The organism is Metabacillus mesotrionivorans (assembly GCF_052171315.1).
Taxonomy (GTDB): domain Bacteria; phylum Bacillota; class Bacilli; order Bacillales; family Bacillaceae; genus Bacillus_P.
In genome coordinates, this window is sequence record NZ_JBQMFF010000004.1 from 71,863 (window position 1) to 96,353 (window position 24,491).

The window sequence follows — 24,491 nt, forward strand, 5'->3', positions numbered from 1 at the left end:
CCTTTTGTTATATAATTAGGCAAACATATTATACCAAAGAACGACCAGTTTAAATGAACATGCAGCAGCTGGCGCGAAAAACCTTTTAGAAAGGTGTGAAATGAGTTATGTGGAAATGGGAATGTGAGGATGAGAATCCAAAAGGCGTCATTGTGATTGTTCATGGAGCTGCAGAGCATCATGGACGTTACAGGTGGCTCGTCCAGATGTGGAAATGTGCAGGGTATCATGTGATTATGGGCGACTTGCCGGGGCAGGGGACTTCGACAAGAAACAGAGGGCATATAAAATCATTCAATGAATACATTGCAGAATTTAACGTTTGGGTAAAAGAAGCGAGAAAGCTTGGCCTGCCGCTGTTTCTGCTTGGACACAGCATGGGAGGGCTGATCGTCATCAGGGCCCTGCAGGAAGAACATCAGCACATTAACGGTGTAATCCTCTCATCTCCATGCCTTGGACTTATTTTTAAGCCGAATAAAGCAATGGAGCTTATTTCAAAACCTTTAAATATTCTTGCGCCATCTCTAAAAGTGAATTCCGGTCTTTCCGTCAGCCTGGCAACGAGAAATAAGGAAGTCAGGGATGCGGATGAAAATGATACGCTTTATGTGACAAAAGTATCCATAAGGTGGTATCGTGAACTCATTAAGGCAATGGAACAGGCTCATGCGAAAGTGAAGCAATTTCCCGATCTGCCGCTTTTAGTCATGCAGGGCGGAGATGACAAGGTGGTTGATCATTCCTTAGTCAGAACCTGGTTTAACAGGGCTCCGCTCAGAGAAAAGGCATATAAGGAATGGGACGGCTTTTATCATGAAATATTTAACGAACCAGAGAGAGATCAAGTATTTAAGTACGCTGAGGCGTTTGTCAGCGCGCATTTAGAGCGATGAACATAAAGAGGTGATTTTCTTGAAGGCAATACCCGAGCACCCGCTATGGCTTATGGCAAAAATTTATAAAGACATCTTTCCTTCCGTTCATGCACATTTGAATACGTGGAAAAAGAAAGCGGAACAGATTCCGAATACTGAGCTTAGAACCCAGGCGCTTGCAAGCATCAGCTCCAAGACCTTCCATTGTGAAGGAGGCGGCATCTACGGACTCCTCTCAGGAGAATGCAGGCACGACTGCGTGGAGTTCATTGTCGCCTATCAGACAATCAGCGATTATCTTGATAATCTGTGCGACAGAAGCACGTCACTTAACCCAGAAGATTTTGCCATGCTGCATGAATCCATGACTGACGCACTAACAGTCGGTGCCCCTCTGAAAAATTACTATGCATACAGGATTGACCAGGATGACGGCGGGTATTTGCATGAACTGGTGAAAACGTGCCAGAGAATTTTGTCAGGGCTCGAAAACTATCCTTTCATTGCGGATTATCTGATTGAACTCGCCCGCTACTATTGTGACCTTCAGGTACATAAGCACGTTACAGTTAATGAGCGCATACCGAGACTTGAAACTTGGTTTGAAACATACAGGCAGGAGCTTCCCGACATGCAATGGTATGAATTTTCTGCGTGTGCAGGCTCTACATTGGGCATCTTTTGCCTTGTCTCCTATGCCTTCAGGAAAGACTTCAGCAAGTCCGAAGCTGCCCGCATCAGAAACAGCTACTTCCCCTATGTGCAGGGACTGCATATCCTTCTCGATTACTTGATTGATCAGGAAGAAGACAGAATCGGCGGCGATCTGAACTTCTGCAATTATTACTCAGACGAACGGGAAATGATGGGGCGTCTCCGGCACTTCGTTGTTCAGGCAGAAACCAATCTGAACGGCATTCCCCATGAAAACTTTCATAAGCTGATTCACCGGGGACTTCTTGGCGTGTATCTCTCAGATGAAAAAGTAACGGCCAGAAAAGATCTCGGGAGACTTGCCAGGCAGCTGATCAAGCTTGGCGGAAAAACTTCATCATTTTTCTACTGGAACGGCAGAGCGTACAGGGCTTTTCAGAAGCTGTCTGCGAAAAGTTCGTAATAAAAAAACGGGCCTGAAACCCAACTGGTTTCAAGGCCCGTTTTCTGTTAGCAAGCATTACTTATGCCTTCATCTTCTCAATCGCCACGATAAAAGGAGCGTCGTTTTTCTGATTCATGAACTGATAGTTAAGGACATGGGCTTCTTTTTGGGGAAGCTTTTGAACAAAGTCCAAAACGGCATCTCTTTCTGCTTTTCCTTCTTCATGGCCATGGTAAATGACAAGTATCATGATGCCGCCTTTTTTTAGGACGGAAAGAAGCTGTTCCACAGCCTTCAGGGTGGAATCCGGTCTTGTCACAATCGATTTGTCGCCGCCTGGAAGATATCCGAGGTTGAATATGGCTCCGGCCGCTTTTCCATGCCATTTTTCAGGAATAAAATCAGCCAGGTTTTCGTGACTCTCCTTAAAAAGAGTGACCCTGTCCGTGTATCCTGCCTGTAAAACCCGTTCTGAAGTTGCGCGGACAGCTTCTTCCTGTATGTCAAAGCCGAACACGTGACCTGATTCTCCAACAAGCTCTGCGAGGAAAACCGTATCATGCCCGTTGCCGATTGTAGCGTCAATGGCGATGTCGCCTTCTGCTGCTGCTTTGGATAAAAGTGTTTTAGCAAAAGTAAGAACCCGTTCAAGTATCATAATTGTCCTGCCTTTTCTGTCTTATAAAATTTCCCTTGGAAGCTCTCTCTTCTTTTTAATTCCGCATCGATTGAATTCAGTACGTCCCACTTGTTTACGCTCCACATCGGCCCGATCATCAGGTCAATCGGCCCGTCTCCCGTTATGCGGTGCACAATCATTTCAGGGGGAAGTATTTCAAGCTGGTCACATACTAATGCTACATAATCCTCTTTTGTAAGAAATTCAAGCTTTCCTTTTTCATACTGCTTGACCATCGGCGTGCCTTTCAGCAAGTGCAGAAGGTGGATTTTAATTCCCTGCACATCAAGGTTTGCTGCCGCACGGGCTGTCTCCATCATCATTTCATTCGTTTCAAGCGGCAAGCCGTTAATAATGTGTGTACAGACTCTTATGCCATGTTTGCGCAGCTTTTCAACACCTTCAGCGTAGCAGGCGAAATCATGTGCCCGGTTAATAAGCAGGGCCGTGCGTTCATGAACGGTCTGAAGCCCCAGCTCAACCCAAAGATACGTGCGCTGGTTTAATTCTGCCAGATATTCAACCACATCATCGGGCAGGCAGTCAGGACGGGTCGCAATAGAGAGGCCCACAACCCCTTCAAGAGCAAGAACGGATTCAAACTTTTCCCTTAAAACCTCAACAGGTGCATGCGTATTTGTAAAAGCCTGAAAATAGGCCATATACTTTCCGTCTTTCCACTTTTCGTGCATTTTATCTTTAATTTCATGAAATTGCGTCACAAGGTCCTCTTTGCGGTTTCCGGCAAAATCGCCAGAACCTGCTGCACTGCAGAACGTACACCCTCCAAACGCTGCCGTCCCGTCTCTGTTCGGACAGTCAAAACCGCCGTCCAGAGCTACTTTAAACACCTTATGTCCAAAATGATTGCGCAAGTGGTAGTTCCATGTATGGTACCTTTTATCGTCTGCTGCATATAGAAAAGGGTTTTTCTCTTTCAGCGGAAAAACCTCCCTTTGAAGAATTTTGCTTAAGTAGCCATCAGAGCATTTTATCACGGGGCAGACTCTTATGACAAACATGCCCATACCGATTTACCAATTGTTTTTCAGTAACATGAACAGGCACTAGGCAAACAATATGAGTAATGGAGCACAATGCTTCATTTTACAATAGGAGGTCTGCAGCCATGGCAACAAGACAATCTGTTACTGAATGTCTCGATAATTGCTCAAATACGTATGATTTCGCCCAAAGCCAGTATACAGAAGGCAGAAAGCAGGAGCATTACAACGATACGGAATACTCTAAAGCGCAGCAAATGCTCGAAGATGCAGTAAACGAGTGCAATGCATTGTCTCTGAGCGCAAACGATCAGCAAAAAGAACAGCTGTACAGAATGCGCATACAGCTTCAGCAGCTGCAAAATGAAATGATTCTGCTTGATCACTAGGAGGATGAAGTCTGTATGAAAAAACGCTCAAAACAGCAAAACCCCGAACAGAAAACAAGAAACGGCATCAACAATACGGACACTGAGTTCGGCCAGGAATTTGATCCGGTAAAAGAATCCAAGAAGAAATATGAAAAACAGGGACAGAAAGTGAAATCAAAACAGCGTCCTGAATAATGAATGACCGCTTCCGGATTTGGAAGCGGTTTTTTGGTGTTTTTCAGAAGTGCTGCAGATAGGTGCCCTCAAAAGAACTGTGCATCTTGATGGTACGGGATTCCGAGATAAGTGCCATCAACAAGGAAAGTCTGCGACTTAATGGTTCCGAACTTCAGGAATAGTGCCATCAAGGATGAAATTCCGCGTCTTGATGGTTCTGAACTACGGGATAAGTGCCATCAACAAGGAAAGTCTGTTTCTTGATGGTTCTGAACTCCGGCATAAGTGCTATCAAAAAAGGAATTCTGCGTGTTGGTGGTTCTAAACTTCGTGATAAGTGCCATCAAGAAAGAAATTCAGCGTGTTGGTGGTTCTAAACTTCGTGATAAGTGCCATCAAGAAAGAAATCGCGCGTGTTGGTGGTTCTAAACTTCGTGATAAGTGCCATCAAGAAAGAAATTCCGCGTGTTGGTGGTTCTAAACTTCGTGATAAGTGCCATCAAGAAAGAAATTCTGCGTGTTGGTGGTTCTAAACTTCGTGATAAGTGCCATCAAGAAAGAAATCGCGCGTGTTGGTGGTTCTAAACTTCAGTAATAGTGCCATCAAAAAAGAAATCGTTGCTCTTGATGTCACCCAACTCCTAAAAACACTGCCAAAATCCCCCAAAAAACCATTGACAATAATTTCAAAAATCATTATTGTATTAAGTGTACTACTAAAAGTAATACACATAGTACAGAACCATTTCACGATAGGAAGAAGGGAGACCGATGATTCAAATTGATCCGCGCAGCTCAAAAGCGATTTATGAACAGATCATTCAGCAGATGAAAGAGCTCTGCCTGAAAGGGATTCTTAAGCCCGGTGAAAAGCTCCCGTCTGTGCGCGAGCTTTCAACCATGATTATTGCAAACCCTAATACCGTAAGCAAAGCGTATAAAGAACTTGAACGTGAAGGAATTATTGAAACGCTGAGGGGCAGGGGAACGTTTGTCTCTGAAAATGCGGGAGTAACGCTTGATGAAAGGAAGATGGAGATGATCAAAGAACAATTGAAGCCGCTGATTGTAGATGCCGTTTATGCGGGAATTGACATTGAAGTCATTTATAAATGGATTGAGGAAATCAGCAGAGAAATGAGAGGCGGAGACCATGCTTGAACTAAAGAATCTCTCAAAATCGCTCGATGGAGTAAGGGTGCTGCAGGACGTATCGTTGATGATTGATAAAGGCGATATCTTTGGGCTTCTCGGCAGAAACGGCTCGGGGAAAACGACGCTTCTGAGGATTATTCAACAGATAGTGCTGCCGGATGAGGGAGAGGTTTTGTTTGAAAATGCCTCCATAAAGAAGCAGCCTCTTGCTAAAAGAAAGGTCATTTATGTACCTGTCCAAAACCCATTTTATGATAGATATACATATAAAGAACTGACCGTGATGCTGAGATCCCTGTATCCGGATTTTGATGTCACCTATGCGAACGAGCTGATGAACCGCTATGGCATACCTGAAACTAAAAAATACAGGGATTTATCTACGGGGCTGAAAAAACAGTTTGCTCTCATTATGGCTTTTGCTTCAAGACCTGCAGTGATTCTGCTGGATGAACCGACTGACGGGATTGATGCTGTCACAAGAAGAGATCTCCTTCAGCTTATGGTAGATGAAGTGGGGGAAAGAGAAACCGCCATTCTGATTACTTCCCACAGGCTTGAGGATATTGAAAGGATCTGCAGTAAAATCGGCTTTCTGGATGGCCATACTTTGTCCAATGTGATGGACCTTGAATCGCTTAGGGAGGATTTTGTGAAAATACAGGCGGTTTTTGAAAATGATCTGCACTTAAAGATTAGAGAAATGGGTGTTCCGATTCTTGACCACTCCGGTATATTTTACACGCTGCTTCTGGAAAAAAAGGATGAAGATAAGTTGAAGCGGCTTCAATCCCTCGGTCCTAAAGTCTGGAATACGCTCCCGGTTAACTTAGAGGAAGTATTTATTGCGAAGTTTGGGGGGGACCGCAGATGGTAATGCGTGCTTTATTTTTAAAAGAGTTCAGGCAGATCAGGGTCCTGCTTGTCTTATTTTTCATTCTGAATGCCTTTTTCCTTCCATATAGAATCTGGTCCGAATACACGGGCCACCAAAATATGCTGAAAGAGTATCCGGAAATGTCGTCTGCTCATTTTGTTTACCCGTTAGGAGACGATTTGCTCTTGATTTTATCGTCTGTTTTCCTGTTTTTTATCGCAATCGCACAAATGGGAACGGAGAGAGCCAGGGGGACAATGGATTATACACTTGGTCTGCCCTTTAAACGTTCAGAGATTTATCTTGTGAAATCTGCTTCTGTTCTTATTGCAATCCTTCTTTCATCACTGATTTCGCTTGTGTTGTCAGGAATCTACACAGAGACGGCAGGAGTGGCTCTGTCTGAACCGTTAATGGATTATTATTCGGAACTGTTTTTCTGCCTGGTGATGGTTTACTGCCTGACGTTTGCAGCAGGCTCGCTTACGGGAACGCCTTTCGCGCAGGGGCTGACGGCTCTGAGCACCGGCTCGCTGCCGTTTCTGTTTACATTTGTTCTCTTTAACCATGTAGAAGGCCTTGGATTATACTCCTATGTAGAAATGGAGAAATTCATTAATGCGGGATGTCTTATGACACCGTTTCTGCCAATGATGAGCTGGACTTTTTACAAGGAAATAACGGATGGGATGCCCCTTTACTTTTTGATTCAGGCATCTATGGGTGTCATATTTTTTACAGTCGGACTGGTTTCATTCCTGCATCATCCGAATGAAAGGAACGGCAATTTCTTTTTATGGAAACAGCTCAATCTGCCTGTCCTGTTGCTGGTGTTCGTGCTCGGAGTGCTGGGGTTCAGCTCGATGGGATACCATATGTCAGCTAACGGCATGACAGGACTTGCAACAGGAGCAGCCGCCGGAGCAGCCGTAAGTCTGCTGCTCGGCTACTTCCTTATTTATAAAAAAACAAAGCACTCCTAGGAGAGGAAAATATGATAAAAGTTGATGGATTAAGTCATTCGTTTAAGGTTGGGAAAAAAGGAAGCGAAAAAGAAATACCCGTTTTGAAAAATGTGTCGCTTTCTATTCAAAAGGGAGAAATTGCTTCAATCGTCGGACGAAGCGGTTCAGGGAAATCAACGCTTTTGAACTTGGTTTCAGGTTATATTTCACCGACGGCCGGCACCATTTCAGTCGGCGGCACTGAGGTGACAGGGTTCAGTGAAAAAGAATGGGCAGCCTTCAGGCTTAATACGTTTGGCTTCATCTTTCAAAGTTTTCAGCTCATCCCGAGTCTGACGACGTTTGAAAACATTGAACTGCCATTAACATTGAAGGGCGTTCCTTCCTCTGAAAGAAAAACGAAGGTAACCGAAATGCTTTACAGAATCGGCCTTGAAAATCATTCAGGCCATTATCCGAATGAGCTTTCAGGGGGACAGCAGCAGCGCGTTGGAATTGGACGCGCCCTGATTACAAATCCGGAAATCATTCTGGCTGATGAACCGACAGGAAGTCTTGACAGTGAGACAGAAAAAGAAATTCTTGATCTCATTAAAGAGCTGAACTCAGAAAAAGGCATCACGTTTTTCATCATCACTCACGATGAAGAAGTTGCAGCATTCAGCGACAGAAGATTTGTTCTGCAGGACGGCGTATTGAAGGAAGAGGGTGTTCCTGTTGAAATTTAGAGATCAGCTCAGCCTTGTCAGAAGAAATATGAAGAAAAACAGGATGAGGGTTTTCATGACCGTGCTTGCAACGACCATCGGCTGTGCGTTTCTGATTGTACTTGCATCTGTAGGTTTTGGGATGCAAAAAAGCATGCAGGAAGAGCTTTTAACTGCTCAAAAGCTGAATGAAATTCAAATCAGCGGGAAGGAAACGGACGCGGGCTTTGAGCAGGGGAATGATCAACAAATTAAAGAACTCGAGGATACAAAGAATGTGGCAGCAGTCGTCAGAAGGTCCTATGCTACCACCACAGGACAAACGGCTGCAAAGCTCGGAGACAGAACAGCCGATTTCGCACCTTTGCTGCTTACAAATATGGAAAATGAATTTAAGGCGAATTTGAAGCTTGATTCAGGAAAAGCACCGGAAAATGACCGGGAAGTCATTGTCGGTCATCATTTTGCTGCTTCGCTTCTGACTGATGCGGAGAGAAAGAAGCGCGATGAACAGGCTGAGAATCCAGAGGCGGCTGCAGAAGAACCGGAAGGCTATCAGGGCGAACTGATCGGAAAAGAGATTGTCCTGACACAAACCGAGCAGATTGAAGGCAAATCGGAAACGAAAAGCTGGACGTTTACGATCTCCGGTATTACAAAAGCTCCTGCAAAGGATTATTTACAGGATGCCACTATCTACATCAGTGATAATTGGAAAGAGGACATGCAGGGATTTGCTGCAAAAGCAGATGCGGCAGATGAAGTTGAGCAGCAGGAATACAATGAAATCAAGGTTTATACGGCAAGCATTGAAGATGTTAAAGGCGTGACAGATTCCCTGAAGAAAAAGGGTTACTTAGTGTACTCAATAACAGAAGAGCTTGAAAATATGAACTTATTCTTTAATGCCTTTAAAGCAGGACTGATTTTTGTCGGAACTGTAGCCGTTCTGATTGCATCGATCGGTATTTTTAATACGATGACGATGGCTGTAACAGAACGTACACAGGAGATCGGGATCATGAAGGCGATAGGGGCGCAGCCTGGCGTGATTCGCAGAATCTTTCTTCTTGAAAGTGCGTTTATCGGTCTGCTGGGGGCATTGCTCGGTGTCATCATTGCCTACGCCGTCAGCTTTGCTGCGAACTTTGCCATCCCGCTTGTGCTTGAAGCTGTTTCTGAGGGAAGCATGGAAGGTGTGGACATTACGTTCTCCTATATCCCGCTCAGCCTTGTCCTGATTGCGGGCGGCATCAGTCTTGGAGTGGCCTTGATTTCAGGATTGCGTCCGGCAGTGAAGGCGACGAATATTAATGTGCTCTCCGCACTTAGACGAGAGCTTTAATGGCGTTCATTGCCTATGACCGGCGGAGGGATGGCAAATGAAAAGATGGCTTGTCAATTTGATGATTACTCTGCTGCTGATGGTTTTATTCGTACTGCCTGTAAAAGGCATGTTCAGCAGCGCAATCACCGTTACGATCACAAATCAATCTGAGCATCAGCTGAATAAAATGGAGATTAGCTACTTTTATAATAAAGAAAAAATTGTGATCCCATCACTGGAACCTAAAGAAACCTATCAGGTGAAAATCGTGCCCAGCGAAACGTTCAGTGAAAGTTCAATGAAGCTTTTATACAGAGACAAAAATGGAAAACAGCTTGAAGAAACGATTGTCGGCTATTTTGAAAAAGGATACAGGGGTTCCGCGGACGTGACGGCAAAAAACATACAATCCGGCGGTAAAATAACATTTGATACAAAAGAAGAAATATCTGTCTATTAAAAGTGAAACCTGATCAGCTCCAGACACGCCGGATCAGCCGGTATTTCCCGGTTGCAATCTCCAGACAAAAGGACTACAATCTTCTATGGATTTAAAAAAACGCGAAGGCAGTTCTTGCCTTCGTGCTTTTTTGTGAGTTTTTTAAGGAGGTTTTCGCGATGCCGCGTTCTTTATGGCTGCTTGTAATAGGAATGTTGATTAACGTAACAGGTTCTTCGTTTCTGTGGCCTTTAAATACGATTTACATTCATGATCATCTTGGAAAATCGCTGACAGTTGCAGGGATTGTTCTGATGCTGAATTCTGCTGCAAGTGTAGCGGGCAACCTGATCGGCGGGGTTCTTTTTGACCGGTACGGGGGCTACCGTTCCATTTTGAGCGGAATTGTGCTTACGTTCACGGCTATTTTAGGTCTTGTATTCTTCAATGACTGGCCTTGGTATATTGTCTTTTTGACACTTGTCGGGTTTGGTTCCGGAATTGTGTTTCCATCGATGTATGCACTTGCCGGAACGGTTTGGCCGGAAGGCGGGCGAAAAGCGTTTAACGCGATTTATGTTTCGCAAAATGCGGGTGTTGCGATTGGGGCAGCGCTTGGCGGACTGATTGCAGGGTATTCGTTTCAGCTGATCTTTATTGCAAATGCAGCACTGTATGCTGTTTTTTTCTTGCTTGCATGTTTCGGATATCGAAAGATCGCGTCAGCTCCCTCGGCGCAGTCATCCATCCTGCAGGAGTCATCCAAACTGCAGAACCGGGATAAATTTACAGCACTGATCATTCTTTGCTCCGGCTATTTGCTGTGCTGGGTCGCGTATGTTCAGTGGCAGTCAACGATTGCCGCTCACACTCAGGAGCTGAACATTCCGCTTACCCAGTACAGCTTGATCTGGACGGTAAACGGGGCATTGATTGTTTTCGGCCAGCCGCTTGTGAATACATTTGTAAAATATGCGGCCAAATCAATTAAAAAGCAGATGATGATCGGCTTTTGCATCTTTATTTTCTCCTTTGTCATGGTATCCTTTGCAGGGGATTTCAAAGGATTTATGACAGCCATGATTATTTTGACCATCGGGGAAATGCTCGTATGGCCGGCGGTTCCGACCATCGCCAATGATCTTGCTCCAAAAGGCCGTGAAGGATTTTATCAGGGCTTCGTCAACAGTACAGCTACAGGCGGAAGAATGATCGGTCCGCTGCTTGGCGGCGTACTGGTTGATCTTTATGGCATGAACATGCTGTTTACTGTTCTGATCGGATTGCTGTTTATCGCAATGTTTACTACATCCGTTTACGATAAGAAGATCAAAGAGAAGCATGCTTCACCTGCAGTGAGTGCTTAATAACAGATGGCACACCTTTTAAATGGAAAAAGGTGTGCTTTTTTTCGGTCAAATGGACAAGTATTTGGAAGAGTGAGGAAAATAAAGAGGCGTACTCTCCACAAATGCATGGTACTAATCACTTAGGCGCCGGACCGAAAAAGTGTTCGGTCTAGTGAAATAGTACGAATGAAAGTTTACTGAAAATTCCTTCTATTTAATCAAGATTGTTCCATTGCTATTCACATATAATGGAAGTAAAACAAGCTTCTGGTTTTATTGATTTGTACAAGCAAAGAGAAGCAATATATCTTGTACCTGAAGTCGCGTGCCGAATTTATTACGGCTTTAGGAAGGTGATCTTATGCTGCAGACTGTACTTGTAGCGTCATTGATTGGGGGGTTAATGGGACTGCTTGGACATGTTAAAAAGAAAGGAAGGATGGAAAAGCCAAGAATGACCAAGCGTTTTATCTACCTCGGTTTCTGGGAGGATATCGCAATGGGCACGACCGCATCGATCCTGCTCGTTTTATCTACAGAACCTTCATCCTCATTTCAGCTTGTCGTGCTTTCTATTATCGCTGGTTACAGCGGGGAGGCCGTACTTCGGAGTTTTGACTTTGTCAGACAGCAGCAGGACAGCATCGAACAGCCTGTAAAAGACAATGAGCGCCAAGCGAAATAATCTCCAAACCATCTCACACCTTATCTCTCAACATCTTACACTTCTATTAAAAGCATGATTTTCCCGCATTCTTGCCCATTTCTGAAGTTTTTATAGCGAACAGCTTGCAACCGTGGTTCAAATTCTATAAAATACATGTATAACTTTATGATTTTGAACGGTGATAAGGATTAGTAACAGACTGCGGATGCTCAGAGAATTGACGGACGGTGAGAGTCAATCATCCAATGCCTGCGAACTCACCTTTGAGTTACAGATGCGAACTGCAGGGCAGCCTGCACGGTAATGTCTGTCGTGATCCACGTTACGGATATCAAGTGAGTGCCGTATGGCGCTAAATTGGGTGGTACCGCGGGAAATAAACCTCTCGTCCCTTTCGGGGACGGGAGGTTTTTTCTGTTTTCTCCGTTTAACAATCCAAATCCCGTTCAAACTGAATTAGTAGAAACAGCGCACCAATCAGAGGAGGATAATGATGAATTACAAGCACGAAAAAATCGAGAAGAAATGGCAGAACTACTGGCTTGAAAATAAAACGTTCAAAACAACGGAAGATGCCGGCAAGCCTAAATTTTACGCACTTGACATGTTTCCGTATCCATCAGGAGCGGGCCTTCATGTGGGACATCCGGAAGGTTTTACGGCCACAGATATTCTTTCCCGCGTAAAACGCATGCAGGGATATAACGTCCTTCATCCGATGGGGTGGGATGCATTCGGTCTTCCTGCTGAGCAATACGCGCTTGATACTGGAAATGACCCTGCAGAGTTCACGGCCAAAAATATTGATACGTTCCGCCGCCAGATTCAAAGCCTCGGATTTTCATATGACTGGGACCGTGAAATCAATACGACAGATCCTGAGTACTACAAGTGGACACAATGGATTTTCCTTCAGTTATATAAAAAAGGACTTGCTTACGTTGATGAGGTAGCGGTCAACTGGTGTCCTGCTCTGGGAACGGTTCTTGCGAATGAAGAAATCATCGACGGAAAGAGCGAGCGCGGAGGCCATCCTGTAGAACGCCGCCCGATGAAACAATGGATGCTGAAAATCACGGCATATGCAGACCGTTTGATTGAGGACCTTGAAGAGGTTGACTGGCCTGAGAGCATTAAGGAAATGCAGCGCAACTGGATCGGCCGTTCTGAAGGAGCGCACGTTCAGTTTAACGTTGACGGACATGCAGAATCCTTTACCGTTTTCACGACACGCCCGGATACTCTCTTTGGCGCGACATATGCTGTGCTTGCTCCCGAGCATGCCTTAGTTGATAAAATTACAACAGAAGACCAAAAAGAAGCTGTAGCAGCTTATCTTGATAAAGTAAAAAGCAAGAGTGACCTTGAGCGGACAGATCTTGCGAAAGAAAAAACAGGAGTGTTCACAGGGGCGTTTGCTGTTAACCCTGCAAACGGCGAAAAAATGCCGATCTGGATTGCAGACTACGTTCTTGTAAGCTATGGAACCGGCGCTATTATGGCTGTTCCCGCACACGACGAGAGAGACTATGAATTCGCAAAAACATTCGACCTGCCGATCAAAGAAGTTGTTGAAGGCGGCAATGTTGAAAATGAAGCATATACAGGCGACGGCCGGCATGTGAACTCTGATTTCCTTAACGGCTTAAATAAAGAAGAAGCCATCGAAAACATGATCGCATGGCTTGAAACAAATAAAAAGGGCGAGAAGAAAACGACTTACCGTCTTCGTGACTGGCTGTTCTCCCGCCAGCGCTACTGGGGTGAGCCGATTCCGATTATCCATTGGGAAGACGGCACAATGTCAGCAGTACCTGAGGAAGAGCTTCCTCTGACACTGCCGAAGACGACAGAAATCCGCCCTTCAGGCACAGGCGAATCTCCGCTTGCCGTTATTGAAGAGTGGGTGAACGTAACAGACCCTGCAACAGGCAAAAAAGGCAGACGCGAAACAAACACGATGCCGCAATGGGCCGGAAGCTGCTGGTACTACCTGCGCTATATTGATCCAAAGAACGCTGATCACCTTGCAGATCCTGAAAAAATCAAGCAGTGGCTGCCTGTTGACACATACATCGGCGGTGCGGAACATGCGGTTCTTCATTTGCTGTATGCGCGCTTCTGGCACAAAGTGCTTTACGATCTTGGCATTGTTCCTACAAAAGAGCCGTTCCAGAAATTGTTTAACCAGGGAATGATTCTCGGGGGAAACAACGAAAAAATGAGCAAATCCAAAGGCAATGTTGTCAACCCGGATGATATCGTTGCAAGCCACGGCGCAGATACACTCCGCCTTTATGAAATGTTCATGGGACCTCTTGAGGCTTCTATCGCCTGGTCTGAAAAAGGACTTGACGGAGCCCGCCGATTCCTTGACCGCGTATGGCGTCTGTTCGTCGAAGATAACGGAGCCCTGAATGCAAAAGTGACAGACAGCACATCTGACAGCTTAGAGCGTGTGTATCATCAAACCGTTAAAAAAGTAACAGAGGATTACGAAGGGCTGCGCTTCAACACAGCGATCTCCCAGCTGATGGTTTTCATTAATGAGGCTTACAAAGCAACGGTTCTTCCGAAGTCTTATATGGAAGGCTTCGTTAAATTGCTTTCACCGGTAGCTCCTCACCTTGCAGAGGAATTATGGGAAAAGCTTGGCCACGAAGGAACAGTCTCCTATGAAACATGGCCTGCATACGACGAAGGCAAATTAGTAGAGGACGAAGTGGAGATCGTCGTTCAGGTAAACGGGAAAGTGAAAGCAAAACTTCACGTTCCAAAAGACGCAACACGCGAAGAAATGCAGGAGCTTGCTCTTTCAGACGTTGACGTGAAAGAACAGGTTGACGGAAAAACAATACGCAAAATCATTGCCGTTCCCGGAAAACTTGTAAATATTGTAGCAAACTGAGATAAAGCAGGCCATGGCGCCTGCTTTTTTCATTGCATTTGTGAAAGTGGTATGTCATACACAGGCTTTGGTATAATAAAGCCATCTGAAACAGAAAGGATGATTTCAATGAGAGAAATTACTACAGACGAATTACATACTAAATTGAAAAGCGGAGAGACTTTGAACCTTGTAGATGTACGTGAGGATGATGAAGTGGAAGAAGGGATGATTCCTGAAGCAAAACATATCCGCATGGGAGAAATTCCTGAAAAGCTTGATCAATTTGATAAAGACAAAGAATACATCATCATCTGCCGATCAGGCGGACGCAGCGGCAATGTCTGTTCCTTCATGGAGGACAAAGGCTACAAAGTGACGAACATGGCGGGCGGCATGCTTGACTGGAAAGGCGACACAAAACGCAAAAGTGAATTGGCATAATTCAATTTCCCTGCTTCGGCAGGGTTTTTTTGTTGAATGAACAGCCAAAATGAAAACGCTATCATAAACAACAGCCGTTAAAAATACACTTCAACTAAGGAGGGATGTGATATGTCTGACTATCACAAGCTTGATGTAACGGATCGCGTTGTCGCAAAGCTGCACGGGGAATTTATGGAGCTTTACATTGGAAAGGAGTATATCGGAAAGCTTGTCATAACGTCTGATGGACGGGAATATGAATTAGTAAATGGATTCATGATGGAAGAGGACAGGTTTTACCGCGTGTATGAACGGAACTGCGAGCTCCAGCAGCAATACGCGGAAGGCTGTGATATGGGATGGTGCTAAATGTACAAGGTGGCCGTTTTTGATAAAGAACATGAAAAAGACCTGGAGAAGGCAATCAATCAATTCCTGAAGTCGATTTCAGATGAGCAGCTTGTTGATATAAAGTACAATGTGTCGGCAGCCTGCGATCAGAACGGGGAGCAGCTTTATTGTTTTTCAGCCCTGATATTATACAGAACCTAAAAAGGAAGCCGCTATAAACTAGCTGCTTCCTTTGCATATTGAGCGGCATTTTTACCTGCAAGCCTGCCTGTAACAAGAGCAGATGTTATGTTGTAGCCTCCTGTATAGCCGTGGATATCAAGGATTTCTCCGCAAAAATACAAACCGTCCATAAGTTTCGATGCCATTTCTTTCGGATGGATCTCCTTAACGGATACTCCGCCACCGGTGACGAACGCCTTGTCAATTGACAGCGTCCCGTGGACGTTGAACTGAAATCCTTTGCAGTCCTGTATGAAGGAGCGCCATTTTTCCATCTGCAGATTGGCAGCGGGCAGATTCGGGTCTATTCCGTTTTTCTCAAGCAGAAACAGAAGGTATCTTTCAGTCAGGAATCCTTTCAACACGTTTTTAACGGCTTTCTTAGGTTCTGTTTTGAAGAGCTTGACCGTCTCTTGAAAAAGCTCTTCCTGGTTCCGCTCCGGAAACGAGTCGATGCTCACGGGAATAGCCGTGGTTTTGAACTTTTTCATCGCTTTGACGACGTATTGGCTGCAGCGGAGAACAGCCGGTCCGGAAATCCCGAAGTGGGTAAAGATCATGTCCATCTGGTGCGTTTTGATGACCTTGCCTTTAGGATTCAGCACGCTCAGGGCGACATTCCGGAGAGAGAGGCCCTGGAGCGTTTTTTCTTGAATGAAATGTTCATTGGATGTTACCGGAACTTCTGTTGGAAAAAGCTCAGTAATGGTATGACCTGCTTTTTCAGCCCAGGCATACCCGTCTCCTGTGCTTCCGGTATGGGGAACGCTTTTGCCCCCGACAGCAACAACAACCGACTGTGTCTGAATATACTCGCCGTTTTTCAACCGTACGCCGGCAGTCTGGCCGTTTTCGTACTCAATCGTTTCCACAGGCTCGTTTGTCCGGATTGTCACACGCAGCTTCTTAAGTTCATTAAGAAGAGCATCGACAACCGACTGAGCTTTGTCTGTGACAGGGAACATCCTGCCGTGGTCTTCTTCCTTCAGCTGTATGCCAAGCTTTTCAAAAAAGAGGATGATATCTTCATTGCTGAATTCTGAGAATGCGCTGTATAAAAATCGTCCGTTTCCGGGAATATGTTTAACGATCTCATCAACCGGGAGCCTGTTTGTGACATTGCATCTGCCGCCACCTGAAATCGCAAGCTTTCTTCCGAGTTTGTTTCCTTTATCGAGCAGGAGGACGCTTGCTCCTTTTTCACCTGCAGCAATCGCTGCCATCAGGCCGGATGGACCGCCTCCGATAATAACTACATCAACCTTCATGCTTTCACAACCTTTTCTTTCTGAAAAAACCTTTTCTCTCCCTATTATAGCGGAATCATGTAAAATGCCAAATCCGGCATTTAATGTTTAGATATGCCACGTACAAAGATTCTTGTTATAGGTGCCTAATGTGTTAAAATAGAAAAGTTGAATCTTCAGAGAGAAATTGGTGATTTCATTCATGTCGAATAAATTATTGCGGGGAACACTCGTATTAACGCTTGGCACCTACATATCAAGAATTCTTGGAATGATCTACATTATCCCGTTCTATGCGCTTGTCGGAAAAGACGGCGGGGCCTTGTACCAGATCGGATATGCGCAGTATGCCGTTTTCCTCGGCATTGCGACCATGGGATTCCCCCAAGCGGTTTCAAAATTTGTATCTAAGTATAATTCCATAGGAGATTACGCAACAAGCAGAAAAATGTTCCGAGTGGGTATCTCGGTTATGTTTTTAACGGGAGTGCTTGCGTTTATCATTCTCTATTTTCTGGCGCCGGTTTTGGCTGAAAGTTCGCTTGGACAAAGAGAGATCGGCAATACTACGATTGACGATGCTGTGCTTGTGATCCGCATGGTCAGTCTCGCTTTAATTGTTGTGCCGATTATGAGTCTGATCAGGGGATTTTTCCAGGGGCATCAGTCAATGGGGCCAACTGCAGTTTCTCAGGTCATAGAACAAATTGTGAGGATTGCATTCCTGCTTGCGTCAGCTTACCTGGTTCTTAAGGTATTTGACGGCTCTCTGGTCACAGCAGTCGGATATTCCACCTTTGCTGCATTTGTCGGAGCCATCGGAGGCCTGCTTGTGCTGTTTGTTTACTGGAAGCGCCGCAAACACACTCTTGAAGCTATGAGGGAGAATGTGGTTCCTTCTCAAGACATGCCCGCAGGACGCATGTTTAAAGAGCTTTTTTCATACGCAGGACCATTTGTTTTTGTTGGACTTGCTATCCCTTTATATACGTACATTGATACAAATACGTTCATTAAATCGATGGTTGAAGGCGGATTTAAAGAAACAGCAACCGGGATTTTCTCAATTGTAGTCTTGTATCTTCCAAAACTGGTGATGATACCTGTATCACTCGCGACAGCTTTCGGACTGACGCTTGTACCGACGATTACAAAATCCTTCACAGATAAGAATATGAAGCTTGTAAATAAACAAATTGATCAGGCGTTTCAGATTATCATATTCCTGACTCTGCCTGCGATTGTTGGGCTCGTTATACTTGCAGAGCCTGCCTATATGCTTTTCTACGAAAACGACCCGGACGGCCCGGGCCTGCTGAGATGGTTCGCGCCTGTAGCGATCCTGTTTTCTTTCTTTACCGTAACAGCCGCCGTTCTTCAGGGAATCAACAAGCAAAAGCTTGCTGTCATTTCCCTTTCGCTTGGACTGATCATTAAACTTGCTGTGAATGCTCCGCTCATCGAGGCGTTCCAGGGAGCCGGATCCATTCTAGCAACTGCGCTTGGGTTCGGTGCATCCATTCTGTACAGTTTTGCGATGATCCGCCGCCACGCCGGCTATTCATTCAAGCTCCTGTTCAAACGCACCGTCTTTATCGGAATTCTGACGGCGTTCATGGGTCTAGTCGTGTCAGTCACCCAATCCGTTCTATCTATTTTTATTGAATACTCTGATGGGAAAATGCAGTCAGTCATCATTCTGCTGATTGCAATTGGCTTAGGAGCAGCTGCATACCTTTACGCAGCGCACCGCTCTCATTTGCTTGAGAAGCTTCTCGGAAGCCGTTTTTCCTTTCTAAACCGCAAGAAGAAGGCTTCTGAGTAAGCCTTCTTTTTTAAAAGCTCTTTTTGGAAATAGAGGGATGCTAGTCAGCATAATCCATACAAACCAGTGGAGGGGAAAGGAACGGTATAATTTCAGAATCCGCCCTTGCATTAATCTATATTTTAATTAAAAGGCAGGTCGTACAATGAGAATCGATAAATTACTTTCAAATATAGGCTATGGAAGCAGAAAAGAAGTCAAGCAGCTTTTGAAAACAGGTGCTGTAAAGGCTGACGGCAAGATCATCAAGGATGCCAAAACACATGTTGACCCAGCGCTTCAGGCCGTGACGGTTCACGGTGAAACAGTTGAGTACAAAGAGCACATTTACCTGATGCTGAACAAACCGGCCGGCTTCCTGTCGGCCACAGAGGACTCTGTCCAGAAAACGGTTATTGATCTGCTAGAAATGATTGATGCCGTCTACAAGCCATTTCCTGTAGGACGTCTGGATAAAGACACAGAGGGGCTTCTTCTCCTTACAAACGACGGCCAGCTGTCGCATCAGCTGCTTTCTCCTAAAAAGCATGTGCCAAAAACGTACTATGCGAAAATTGAGGGACATGTGACAGAAGAAGATGCGTCTGCTTTCAAAGAAGGAGTAGAGCTTGATGACGGGTATGTCACAAAGCCTGCCCGCCTTGAAATCATCGAAGCAGGAGAACGGTCAGAGATTCATATTACCATCACTGAAGGCAAATTCCATCAAGTAAAACGGATGTTTGAGGCAGTCGGCAAAAAAGTTGCCTATCTTCAGCGCATCAGCATGGGCCCGCTTCATCTGGATGAGAGTCTTGAACTCGGAGAATACAGAGAGCTGACGGACGAAGAAGTGGAAGCTTTGAGGAATGCACAGGCCATAGAGCTGTAAAATGACAAGAAAAAAACCAGTCGCCAAATGGGCAGACTGGTTTTCTTATGTATGCAAGTTTAACATTTTTTTCCGGAATAAACGGCTTTCTAGGAAGACATTTTTCTAACCTTCTTCTGTGTAATTGTCCATTTGCCTCTGCTTGGGCTCCGAACCAGGTCATTATACGCTAACACATTTAAATCTCTTTGAATGGTTCTGGGTGTAATACCAAATTCGTCAACAAGCTGCTGAGTTGTAACAGTACCTCTTTCATGGATAAACATGTAGACAGATTTGATACGAGTTAGCATACGGTTTGTTGAAGGTTTCAAAAAACCACTCCTTATCATTTGATCGTATGGCATAGCCTACTGCAACCTACGATGTCCCCTACTGCAGATGTTACTGTACTAATTTAATTTATGAACGCTACAACAATATTTTACACGATTTCGACATCATCATACCAGCGAAAAGCTAGAATTAACAAAATTTTTACATAGTTTTAATCTTGTTACACACTGATTTGTTCTATATTTCTTATTTTACTATATGTAATTAATTCTGAATAGTATGACATTTTTATGCATATAAAAAAGCACCCATTTCTAGTATGGGTGCTTTTGAAGTGTTTTATGAGCGGCTTTTAATGTCCGCCAAGGAACACGAGCTGAATAAAGAACAGAACGGCAAAGATATAAACAAACAGGTGAACCTCTCTCCATTTTCCTTTTGCTATTTTCATTAGCGGATAAGAGATGAAGCCTAGCGCTATGCCTGTTGCAATACTTGAAGTGAGCGGCATTGCGATGATGACAAGGAAGGCCGGGAAAGCTTCGTCAAGTTCGTTCCAGTTAATTTTCGCAATGTTGCCCATCATTAAGCTTCCTACGATAATCAGGGCAGGGGCTGTGATGGCTGCTATGCCTGAAACGGCTCCTACAAGCGGGCTGAAAAAGGCGGTAAGCCCGAACAGCACGGCAACAGTTAATGTAGTGAGTCCTGTTCGTCCTCCGGCGGCAACGCCTGCAGAGGATTCGATGTAGGCAGTCGTCGGGCTTGTGCCGAACATAGCGCCTACAGTCGTTGCAGCAGAGTCGGCAAGCAGCGCTTTGCGTGCATTCGGCAGTTCATTACCCTTCATAAGACCGGCCTGCTGGGCAACGCCGATCATCGTGCCGGTTGTATCAAAGATCGTAACCAAAAGGAATGAGAAAACAACGGCGTAAAGACCATTTGAAATCACCTGTCCAATGGCATCGGCCGGGTTCAGGACCATAAATCCTTCAGGCAGGCTCGGTACAGAGACAAAACCATTTTCAAATGAAAGTTGTCCGGTAAAATAGGCAATAATTCCAGTAATGATCATCCCGAAGAACAGGGCGCCATGAACGTTCAGGCTCATAAGGAGCAGGGAAACTGCAAGCCCGATCAGAGCTAGGACAACAGGTGGTGAAGATAGATCGCCAAGCGTCACAAGGTTTTCAGGATGGTCTGTTACAATACCTGTCAGTCTGAGGCCGATAAAGGCGATAAACAGACCGATTCCCGCTGTGATGCCGTATTTCAGGTTAGCCGGGATGGCTTCAATCAGTTTTTTGCGGAACGGTGTCAGCGATAAGATCAGGAAAATGATGCCCGCCACAAAAACAGAGGCAAAGGCAACCTGGTAGCTGACCTGGTGGCCGCCGACAACCGAGTAGGCGAAGTAAGCGTTCAAACCCATTCCGGGTGCAATCGCAATCGGGTAATTTGCAGCAAGAGCCATCCACAGTGTTCCGACAATTGCCGCAATGATGGTGGCTGTAAATACCTGGTCAAATGGAACGCCTGCATCTGCAAGAATAATCGGGTTTACAACCACGATGTAGACCATCGTCAGGAATGTTGTGATTCCTGCAAGTGTCTCTGTGCGTACCGTTGTTTGATGTTCTTTCAGTTTAAACATAGTAAGCCTCCAATGTGTAGTCTTTCAGGCAGCCATCAGCTGCTGTCATGAGAAAGGTCCCTTGAATGCAGGGACCGCTGTTGAATAATTGGTATCTGCTTTTTTCTGCGCTGTTTATCGGCAGCAGAAGCAGAATGAGTGATGAGTGCACTTGATAAACGAACGTTTTTGCAAAACATTTATTATATTATTCGTTTTTAGGTAGATTTGCAAGAGTTTTTGTTTTTTGTTTAAGCTTAGTTTCTCCGTGGAGCGCTTTCTTATGTTTGCATCCTTTGGTATCTTAACTAAGTAGAGGTACGATGAAAATGATCATGAAAAGAGGTATGCAAATGGATTGGATGCAGGAAGTACTGAAAAGAAAAGATCAATTTACCGAAGATACTCAGGAATTTTTGCGGATTAAGAGCGTGCTGGATGAAAAATCAAAAACAGAAGGCGCTCCATTTGGAAAAGGCATACATAAAGCATTAACTCACATGCTCCAAAAGGGAGAAAAAGACGGGTTTACGGCTAAAAACCTCGATGGCTACGCCGGACACCTTGAAATGGGACAGGGAGATGAAATTGTAGGCATACTCTGTCATGTCGATGTTGTACCTGAAGGGGACGGCTGGAGCAGCGATCCATTTGGAGCGGAAATCCGCGACGGAAAAATTTACGCGCGCGGGGCGATTGATGATAAAGGCCCGACAATGGCAGCTTATTATGCCATGAAAATTGTGAAGGATCTCGGGCTTCCGCTGAACAAGCGGGTGCGGATGATTCTTGGAACCGATGAAGAAAGTGACTGGGGCTGTGTGGAGCACTACTTCAAACATGAAGAAATGCCTTCCCTCGGTTTTGCTCCAGATGCAGATTTTCCAATTATAAATGCCGAAAAGGGTATTATTGATGCAAAGCTTTCGTTCCATTTTGATAAAGCGAGCATCAGCAAAAATGGACCAAAGCTCCTTTCTTTCAAATCAGGAAGACGTTTTAACATGGTGCCGGATTTCGCTGAAGCAATCGTTCAGACAGATAATGCAAAAGCCCTTTCCGAGAAATACAGCAGCTACCTTTCCCAGTACGAAATCAAAGGCAGTGTTTCAGAAGAGAATGGCACCCTCAAATTAACCGCTGAAGGAATTTCCGCTCACGGAAGCCTTCCGCATACAGGCAAAAACGCAGGGCTATTGCTTGGGCTTTTCCTTGCTGAAGCTGAGCTTGATCATAATGGAAAGGTTTTTTTGAAGCAAATGACCGCCTTTTTCAGCAATGATACAAGAGGAGAGAAAATCGGCATTCAGTGTGAAGACGAAGTTAGCGGAGAATTGACAGTCAATCTCGGCATCATGTCATATGACAGCAAAGAAGGCGGAGAGCTTGGGGTAAACATCCGCTACCCTGTTACAGCAGATTCGGAAAGGATTCAGGAAGGACTCAAATCCATCACTGATTTTCACCTTACATCCTTCAGCGACTCAAAACCGCATTATGTGGAAGCAGAGCATGAACTCATTCAAAAGCTTAAAAAGGTTTACGAGGAGCAGACAGGAGAGAAGGCTGAACTGATTGCCATCGGCGGAGGAACATATGCGCGGTCGCTTGAAGCAGGTGTCGCTTTCGGACCTATGTTTCCGGGAAGACCGGATGTAGCACATCAAAAGGATGAATACGTGATCATCGACGATCTTCTGAAGGCAACGGCCATTTATGCTCAGGCCATTTATGAACTGGCAAAATAAGATTAACGAAACGCTTTTCATGTGGTAGGATATTTGAAGAAGCTTTTAGCCGCTCTCTTTCCAGGGAGCGGTTTTTAGCAATCGAAATGACAGGTGGGGAAAGAAGGCTGCTGGTTTGGATTACACTCTTCAAAGAGAACACCGCATGACGCGGGTTTCGTTCTGTTCGTTTTATTTTCTCATGTTTTTTGCCATTGGATCTCTGTTTCCATTATTGCCGGTTTATTTAAAGGACAGTGTAGGACTTTCAGGAAGCCAGATTGGAATCATTATGAGCATCAGCCCGGTTGTTATGATTTTAGTTCAGCCGCTGTGGGGGATTTTAAGTGACATCACGCAGAAACCGACTGTTTTACTGACCGTCGCTTTGACGCTTGCCGGACTGTTTGGGATTGTATTCTCACTTCTTGACGGCTATTTCTGGCTGATCGTGATTGCTTTGCTGCTTGCAGTTGTTCAGAGTGCCCTGATTCCTCTATCCGACAGCATCTCAATGAATTATGTTCACAAAACCAAAACGGAATACGGTTCAATCAGGTTGTGGGGAGCTGTGGGTTTTGCAGTTGCTGTCATGGCTGTTGGCCAGCTGTCTGAACACTATTCTCTTCACGTGATTTTTTATTCCTTTGCACTCGTGCTGTTTCTTGCCGTTTTCTTCGCAGCTCAGCTGCCGAATGAAAGCAGGACGATGCAGATCAGCATCCGTGACGGCATAAAAGAACTTGCGAATGTGCCGAGGTATTTTCTGTTTCTATTTATCGCATTTCTTGTTCTTGGCCCTATTCTTGCCAACAATATTTATTTCGGCATTTTTGTCGCTGATCTTGGCGGCGGGCTGACCGGAATCGGCATTGCATTTTTGCTTGCGGCCGGCAGTGAAGCCCCGTTTATGAAGTTTGCAAGCAGCTGGATCAGGCGCCTCGGCATGATGAACATCCTGGTTATGGCAACATGCATTTCATGTCTCAGATGGTTTCTGTATTTCTTTGAACCGCCTCTTGGGGTTGTATATGCCACAACGATTGCACAGGGGTTTTCTGTTGGATTGTTCATTCCCGCTGCCCTTCAGTATGTGAGAGAGCTTGCTCCTGTTTCTGTAGGGGCAACGGCGATTTCTCTGTATTCATCTGTCGGCAACGGGCTTGGAAACTGGTTTTGCACGTTTTTCGGGGGCCTTATCCTTGAAGGGTATTCTATTCTTCATGTGTATTTGTTCTTTGGAACGATGTCCCTTATTGCGCTTGTCATCCTTTGTGTGATGAAGCTGAATCAAAAAAGAGCTGTTCCGGTTTGATCCGGAACAGCTCTTTT

At 45.1% G+C, this 24,491-nt stretch carries 25 protein-coding genes and 1 other annotated feature; of the genes, 20 read left to right on the top strand and 5 right to left on the bottom strand.

The window, feature by feature from the left end:
* Nucleotides 1–107: 107 nt before the first annotated feature.
* Complete coding sequence (locus ACTSEZ_RS12645; protein ID WP_369734553.1) at nt 108–896, top strand: alpha/beta hydrolase; 789 nt, start codon at nt 108–110, stop codon at nt 894–896.
* A 19-nt stretch (nt 897–915) separates the two neighbouring features.
* Entirely contained in the window at nt 916–1,995 is a 1,080-nt protein-coding gene (gene tbcS / locus ACTSEZ_RS12650; protein WP_503129022.1) for a tetraprenyl-beta-curcumene synthase, read from the top strand.
* Between the two features lie 61 nt (nt 1,996–2,056).
* Here the strand turns inward: tbcS and mnmM are convergent, their stop codons facing one another.
* Together mnmM and mnmL are read right to left on the bottom strand one after the other, a co-directional pair.
* Complete coding sequence (gene mnmM / locus ACTSEZ_RS12655) at nt 2,057–2,635, bottom strand: tRNA 5-(aminomethyl)-2-thiouridylate-methyltransferase MnmM (RefSeq protein WP_369734554.1); 579 nt, start codon at nt 2,633–2,635, stop codon at nt 2,057–2,059.
* On the bottom strand, nt 2,632–3,597 hold the full coding sequence (gene mnmL, locus ACTSEZ_RS12660; RefSeq protein ID WP_369734829.1) for a tRNA modification radical SAM protein MnmL/YtqA: 966 nt from the start codon (nt 3,595–3,597) through the stop codon (nt 2,632–2,634). Before mnmL ends, mnmM begins: the two co-directional genes overlap by 4 nt.
* Nucleotides 3,598–3,785: 188 nt before the next feature.
* On the opposite strand from mnmL, the gene ACTSEZ_RS12665 reads away from it, so the two are divergent.
* The 14 genes from ACTSEZ_RS12665 to ACTSEZ_RS12730 all read left to right on the top strand — a co-directional run bounded on the left by ACTSEZ_RS12665 (nt 3,786) and on the right by ACTSEZ_RS12730 (nt 15,559).
* The gene (locus ACTSEZ_RS12665) at nt 3,786–4,049 is read left to right on the top strand and encodes a YtzC family protein (protein ID WP_029278879.1); all 264 of its coding nucleotides are present in this window, start codon (nt 3,786–3,788) and stop codon (nt 4,047–4,049) included.
* A 15-nt stretch (nt 4,050–4,064) separates the two neighbouring features.
* Nucleotides 4,065–4,226 carry a hypothetical protein gene (locus tag ACTSEZ_RS12670; RefSeq protein WP_029278881.1) on the top strand — a complete coding sequence of 54 codons (162 nt, stop codon included), beginning with the start codon at nt 4,065–4,067 and terminating at the stop codon, nt 4,224–4,226.
* Between the two features lie 753 nt (nt 4,227–4,979).
* Nucleotides 4,980–5,369: a GntR family transcriptional regulator gene (locus tag ACTSEZ_RS12675; RefSeq protein ID WP_369734555.1), complete on the top strand. Its 390-nt coding sequence runs from the start codon at nt 4,980–4,982 to the stop codon at nt 5,367–5,369.
* Nucleotides 5,362–6,240: an ABC transporter ATP-binding protein gene (locus ACTSEZ_RS12680; protein WP_369734556.1), complete on the top strand. Its 879-nt coding sequence runs from the start codon at nt 5,362–5,364 to the stop codon at nt 6,238–6,240. Before ACTSEZ_RS12675 ends, ACTSEZ_RS12680 begins: the two co-directional genes overlap by 8 nt.
* Nucleotides 6,234–7,223: a hypothetical protein gene (locus ACTSEZ_RS12685; protein WP_369734557.1), complete on the top strand. Its 990-nt coding sequence runs from the start codon at nt 6,234–6,236 to the stop codon at nt 7,221–7,223. The genes ACTSEZ_RS12680 and ACTSEZ_RS12685 overlap by 7 nt, the downstream gene beginning before the upstream one ends.
* Before the next feature lie 11 nt (nt 7,224–7,234).
* Nucleotides 7,235–7,933: an ABC transporter ATP-binding protein gene (locus tag ACTSEZ_RS12690; RefSeq protein WP_369734558.1), complete on the top strand. Its 699-nt coding sequence runs from the start codon at nt 7,235–7,237 to the stop codon at nt 7,931–7,933.
* Nucleotides 7,914–9,257, top strand: coding sequence for an ABC transporter permease (locus ACTSEZ_RS12695; RefSeq protein ID WP_369734559.1), 1,344 nt, complete (start codon nt 7,914–7,916; stop codon nt 9,255–9,257). Before ACTSEZ_RS12690 ends, ACTSEZ_RS12695 begins: the two co-directional genes overlap by 20 nt.
* Before the next feature lie 37 nt (nt 9,258–9,294).
* The gene (locus ACTSEZ_RS12700; protein WP_369734560.1) at nt 9,295–9,699 is read left to right on the top strand and encodes a hypothetical protein; all 405 of its coding nucleotides are present in this window, start codon (nt 9,295–9,297) and stop codon (nt 9,697–9,699) included.
* Between the two features lie 122 nt (nt 9,700–9,821).
* Nucleotides 9,822–11,045: an MDR family MFS transporter gene (locus ACTSEZ_RS12705; RefSeq protein WP_503129023.1), complete on the top strand. Its 1,224-nt coding sequence runs from the start codon at nt 9,822–9,824 to the stop codon at nt 11,043–11,045.
* Nucleotides 11,046–11,388: 343 nt separating this feature from the next.
* Nucleotides 11,389–11,712 carry a DUF4257 domain-containing protein gene (locus ACTSEZ_RS12710; protein ID WP_369734562.1) on the top strand — a complete coding sequence of 108 codons (324 nt, stop codon included), beginning with the start codon at nt 11,389–11,391 and terminating at the stop codon, nt 11,710–11,712.
* A gap of 151 nt (nt 11,713–11,863) precedes the next feature.
* Nucleotides 11,864–12,090: a binding site (T-box leader), on the top strand.
* A gap of 97 nt (nt 12,091–12,187) precedes the next feature.
* On the top strand, nt 12,188–14,602 hold the full coding sequence (gene leuS, locus ACTSEZ_RS12715) for a leucine--tRNA ligase (RefSeq protein WP_369734563.1): 2,415 nt from the start codon (nt 12,188–12,190) through the stop codon (nt 14,600–14,602).
* 99 nt (nt 14,603–14,701) lie between these two features.
* The gene (locus tag ACTSEZ_RS12720; RefSeq protein WP_369734831.1) at nt 14,702–15,025 is read left to right on the top strand and encodes a rhodanese-like domain-containing protein; all 324 of its coding nucleotides are present in this window, start codon (nt 14,702–14,704) and stop codon (nt 15,023–15,025) included.
* A 111-nt stretch (nt 15,026–15,136) separates the two neighbouring features.
* On the top strand, nt 15,137–15,376 hold the full coding sequence (locus tag ACTSEZ_RS12725; protein ID WP_369734564.1) for a DUF2553 family protein: 240 nt from the start codon (nt 15,137–15,139) through the stop codon (nt 15,374–15,376).
* Nucleotides 15,377–15,559 carry a sporulation protein Cse60 gene (locus ACTSEZ_RS12730; protein ID WP_029278896.1) on the top strand — a complete coding sequence of 61 codons (183 nt, stop codon included), beginning with the start codon at nt 15,377–15,379 and terminating at the stop codon, nt 15,557–15,559.
* An 11-nt stretch (nt 15,560–15,570) separates the two neighbouring features.
* On the opposite strand, the gene ACTSEZ_RS12735 is transcribed toward ACTSEZ_RS12730, so the two are convergent.
* Nucleotides 15,571–16,848 (bottom strand): BaiN/RdsA family NAD(P)/FAD-dependent oxidoreductase, encoded by a 1,278-nt coding sequence (locus ACTSEZ_RS12735; RefSeq protein ID WP_369734565.1) that lies wholly within the window; start codon nt 16,846–16,848, stop codon nt 15,571–15,573.
* A gap of 181 nt (nt 16,849–17,029) precedes the next feature.
* On the opposite strand from ACTSEZ_RS12735, the gene ACTSEZ_RS12740 reads away from it, so the two are divergent.
* Together ACTSEZ_RS12740 and ACTSEZ_RS12745 are read left to right on the top strand one after the other, a co-directional pair.
* The gene (locus tag ACTSEZ_RS12740) at nt 17,030–18,652 is read left to right on the top strand and encodes a putative polysaccharide biosynthesis protein (RefSeq protein WP_369734566.1); all 1,623 of its coding nucleotides are present in this window, start codon (nt 17,030–17,032) and stop codon (nt 18,650–18,652) included.
* Nucleotides 18,653–18,797: 145 nt separating this feature from the next.
* Nucleotides 18,798–19,523 carry a pseudouridine synthase gene (locus tag ACTSEZ_RS12745; protein WP_369734567.1) on the top strand — a complete coding sequence of 242 codons (726 nt, stop codon included), beginning with the start codon at nt 18,798–18,800 and terminating at the stop codon, nt 19,521–19,523.
* An 89-nt stretch (nt 19,524–19,612) separates the two neighbouring features.
* Here the strand turns inward: ACTSEZ_RS12745 and ACTSEZ_RS12750 are convergent, their stop codons facing one another.
* A complete protein-coding gene (locus ACTSEZ_RS12750; RefSeq protein ID WP_029278908.1) occupies nt 19,613–19,837 on the bottom strand; it encodes a DeoR family transcriptional regulator in 225 nt (74 codons plus the stop codon).
* Between the two features lie 314 nt (nt 19,838–20,151).
* Nucleotides 20,152–21,453 (bottom strand): NCS2 family permease, encoded by a 1,302-nt coding sequence (locus tag ACTSEZ_RS12755; protein ID WP_369734568.1) that lies wholly within the window; start codon nt 21,451–21,453, stop codon nt 20,152–20,154.
* A 332-nt stretch (nt 21,454–21,785) separates the two neighbouring features.
* On the opposite strand from ACTSEZ_RS12755, the gene pepV reads away from it, so the two are divergent.
* Entirely contained in the window at nt 21,786–23,180 is a 1,395-nt protein-coding gene (gene pepV, locus ACTSEZ_RS12760; protein WP_369734569.1) for a dipeptidase PepV, read from the top strand.
* Between the two features lie 115 nt (nt 23,181–23,295).
* Nucleotides 23,296–24,474, top strand: coding sequence for an MFS transporter (locus tag ACTSEZ_RS12765; RefSeq protein WP_369734570.1), 1,179 nt, complete (start codon nt 23,296–23,298; stop codon nt 24,472–24,474).
* Nucleotides 24,475–24,491 lie beyond the last annotated feature (17 nt).

Bases quoted from the DNA above. Each gene is read 5' to 3' on its own strand.
- mnmM (WP_369734554.1), bottom strand. From the start codon at position 2,635: ATGATACTTGAACGGGTTCTTACTTTTGCTAAAACACTTTTATCCAAA.
- ACTSEZ_RS12730 (WP_029278896.1), top strand. From the start codon at position 15,377: ATGTACAAGGTGGCCGTTTTTGATAAAGAACATGAAAAAGACCTGGAG.
- ACTSEZ_RS12700 (WP_369734560.1), top strand. From the start codon at position 9,295: ATGAAAAGATGGCTTGTCAATTTGATGATTACTCTGCTGCTGATGGTT.
- ACTSEZ_RS12665 (WP_029278879.1), top strand. From the start codon at position 3,786: ATGGCAACAAGACAATCTGTTACTGAATGTCTCGATAATTGCTCAAAT.
- pepV (WP_369734569.1), top strand. From the start codon at position 21,786: ATGGATTGGATGCAGGAAGTACTGAAAAGAAAAGATCAATTTACCGAA.
- ACTSEZ_RS12690 (WP_369734558.1), top strand. From the start codon at position 7,235: ATGATAAAAGTTGATGGATTAAGTCATTCGTTTAAGGTTGGGAAAAAA.
- ACTSEZ_RS12645 (WP_369734553.1), top strand. From the start codon at position 108: ATGTGGAAATGGGAATGTGAGGATGAGAATCCAAAAGGCGTCATTGTG.
- ACTSEZ_RS12735 (WP_369734565.1), bottom strand. From the start codon at position 16,848: ATGAAGGTTGATGTAGTTATTATCGGAGGCGGTCCATCCGGCCTGATG.
- ACTSEZ_RS12720 (WP_369734831.1), top strand. From the start codon at position 14,702: ATGATTTCAATGAGAGAAATTACTACAGACGAATTACATACTAAATTG.
- ACTSEZ_RS12755 (WP_369734568.1), bottom strand. From the start codon at position 21,453: ATGTTTAAACTGAAAGAACATCAAACAACGGTACGCACAGAGACACTT.
- ACTSEZ_RS12740 (WP_369734566.1), top strand. From the start codon at position 17,030: ATGTCGAATAAATTATTGCGGGGAACACTCGTATTAACGCTTGGCACC.
- ACTSEZ_RS12675 (WP_369734555.1), top strand. From the start codon at position 4,980: ATGATTCAAATTGATCCGCGCAGCTCAAAAGCGATTTATGAACAGATC.
- ACTSEZ_RS12710 (WP_369734562.1), top strand. From the start codon at position 11,389: ATGCTGCAGACTGTACTTGTAGCGTCATTGATTGGGGGGTTAATGGGA.
- ACTSEZ_RS12725 (WP_369734564.1), top strand. From the start codon at position 15,137: ATGTCTGACTATCACAAGCTTGATGTAACGGATCGCGTTGTCGCAAAG.
- ACTSEZ_RS12685 (WP_369734557.1), top strand. From the start codon at position 6,234: ATGGTAATGCGTGCTTTATTTTTAAAAGAGTTCAGGCAGATCAGGGTC.
- ACTSEZ_RS12745 (WP_369734567.1), top strand. From the start codon at position 18,798: ATGAGAATCGATAAATTACTTTCAAATATAGGCTATGGAAGCAGAAAA.
- ACTSEZ_RS12680 (WP_369734556.1), top strand. From the start codon at position 5,362: ATGCTTGAACTAAAGAATCTCTCAAAATCGCTCGATGGAGTAAGGGTG.
- leuS (WP_369734563.1), top strand. From the start codon at position 12,188: ATGAATTACAAGCACGAAAAAATCGAGAAGAAATGGCAGAACTACTGG.
- ACTSEZ_RS12670 (WP_029278881.1), top strand. From the start codon at position 4,065: ATGAAAAAACGCTCAAAACAGCAAAACCCCGAACAGAAAACAAGAAAC.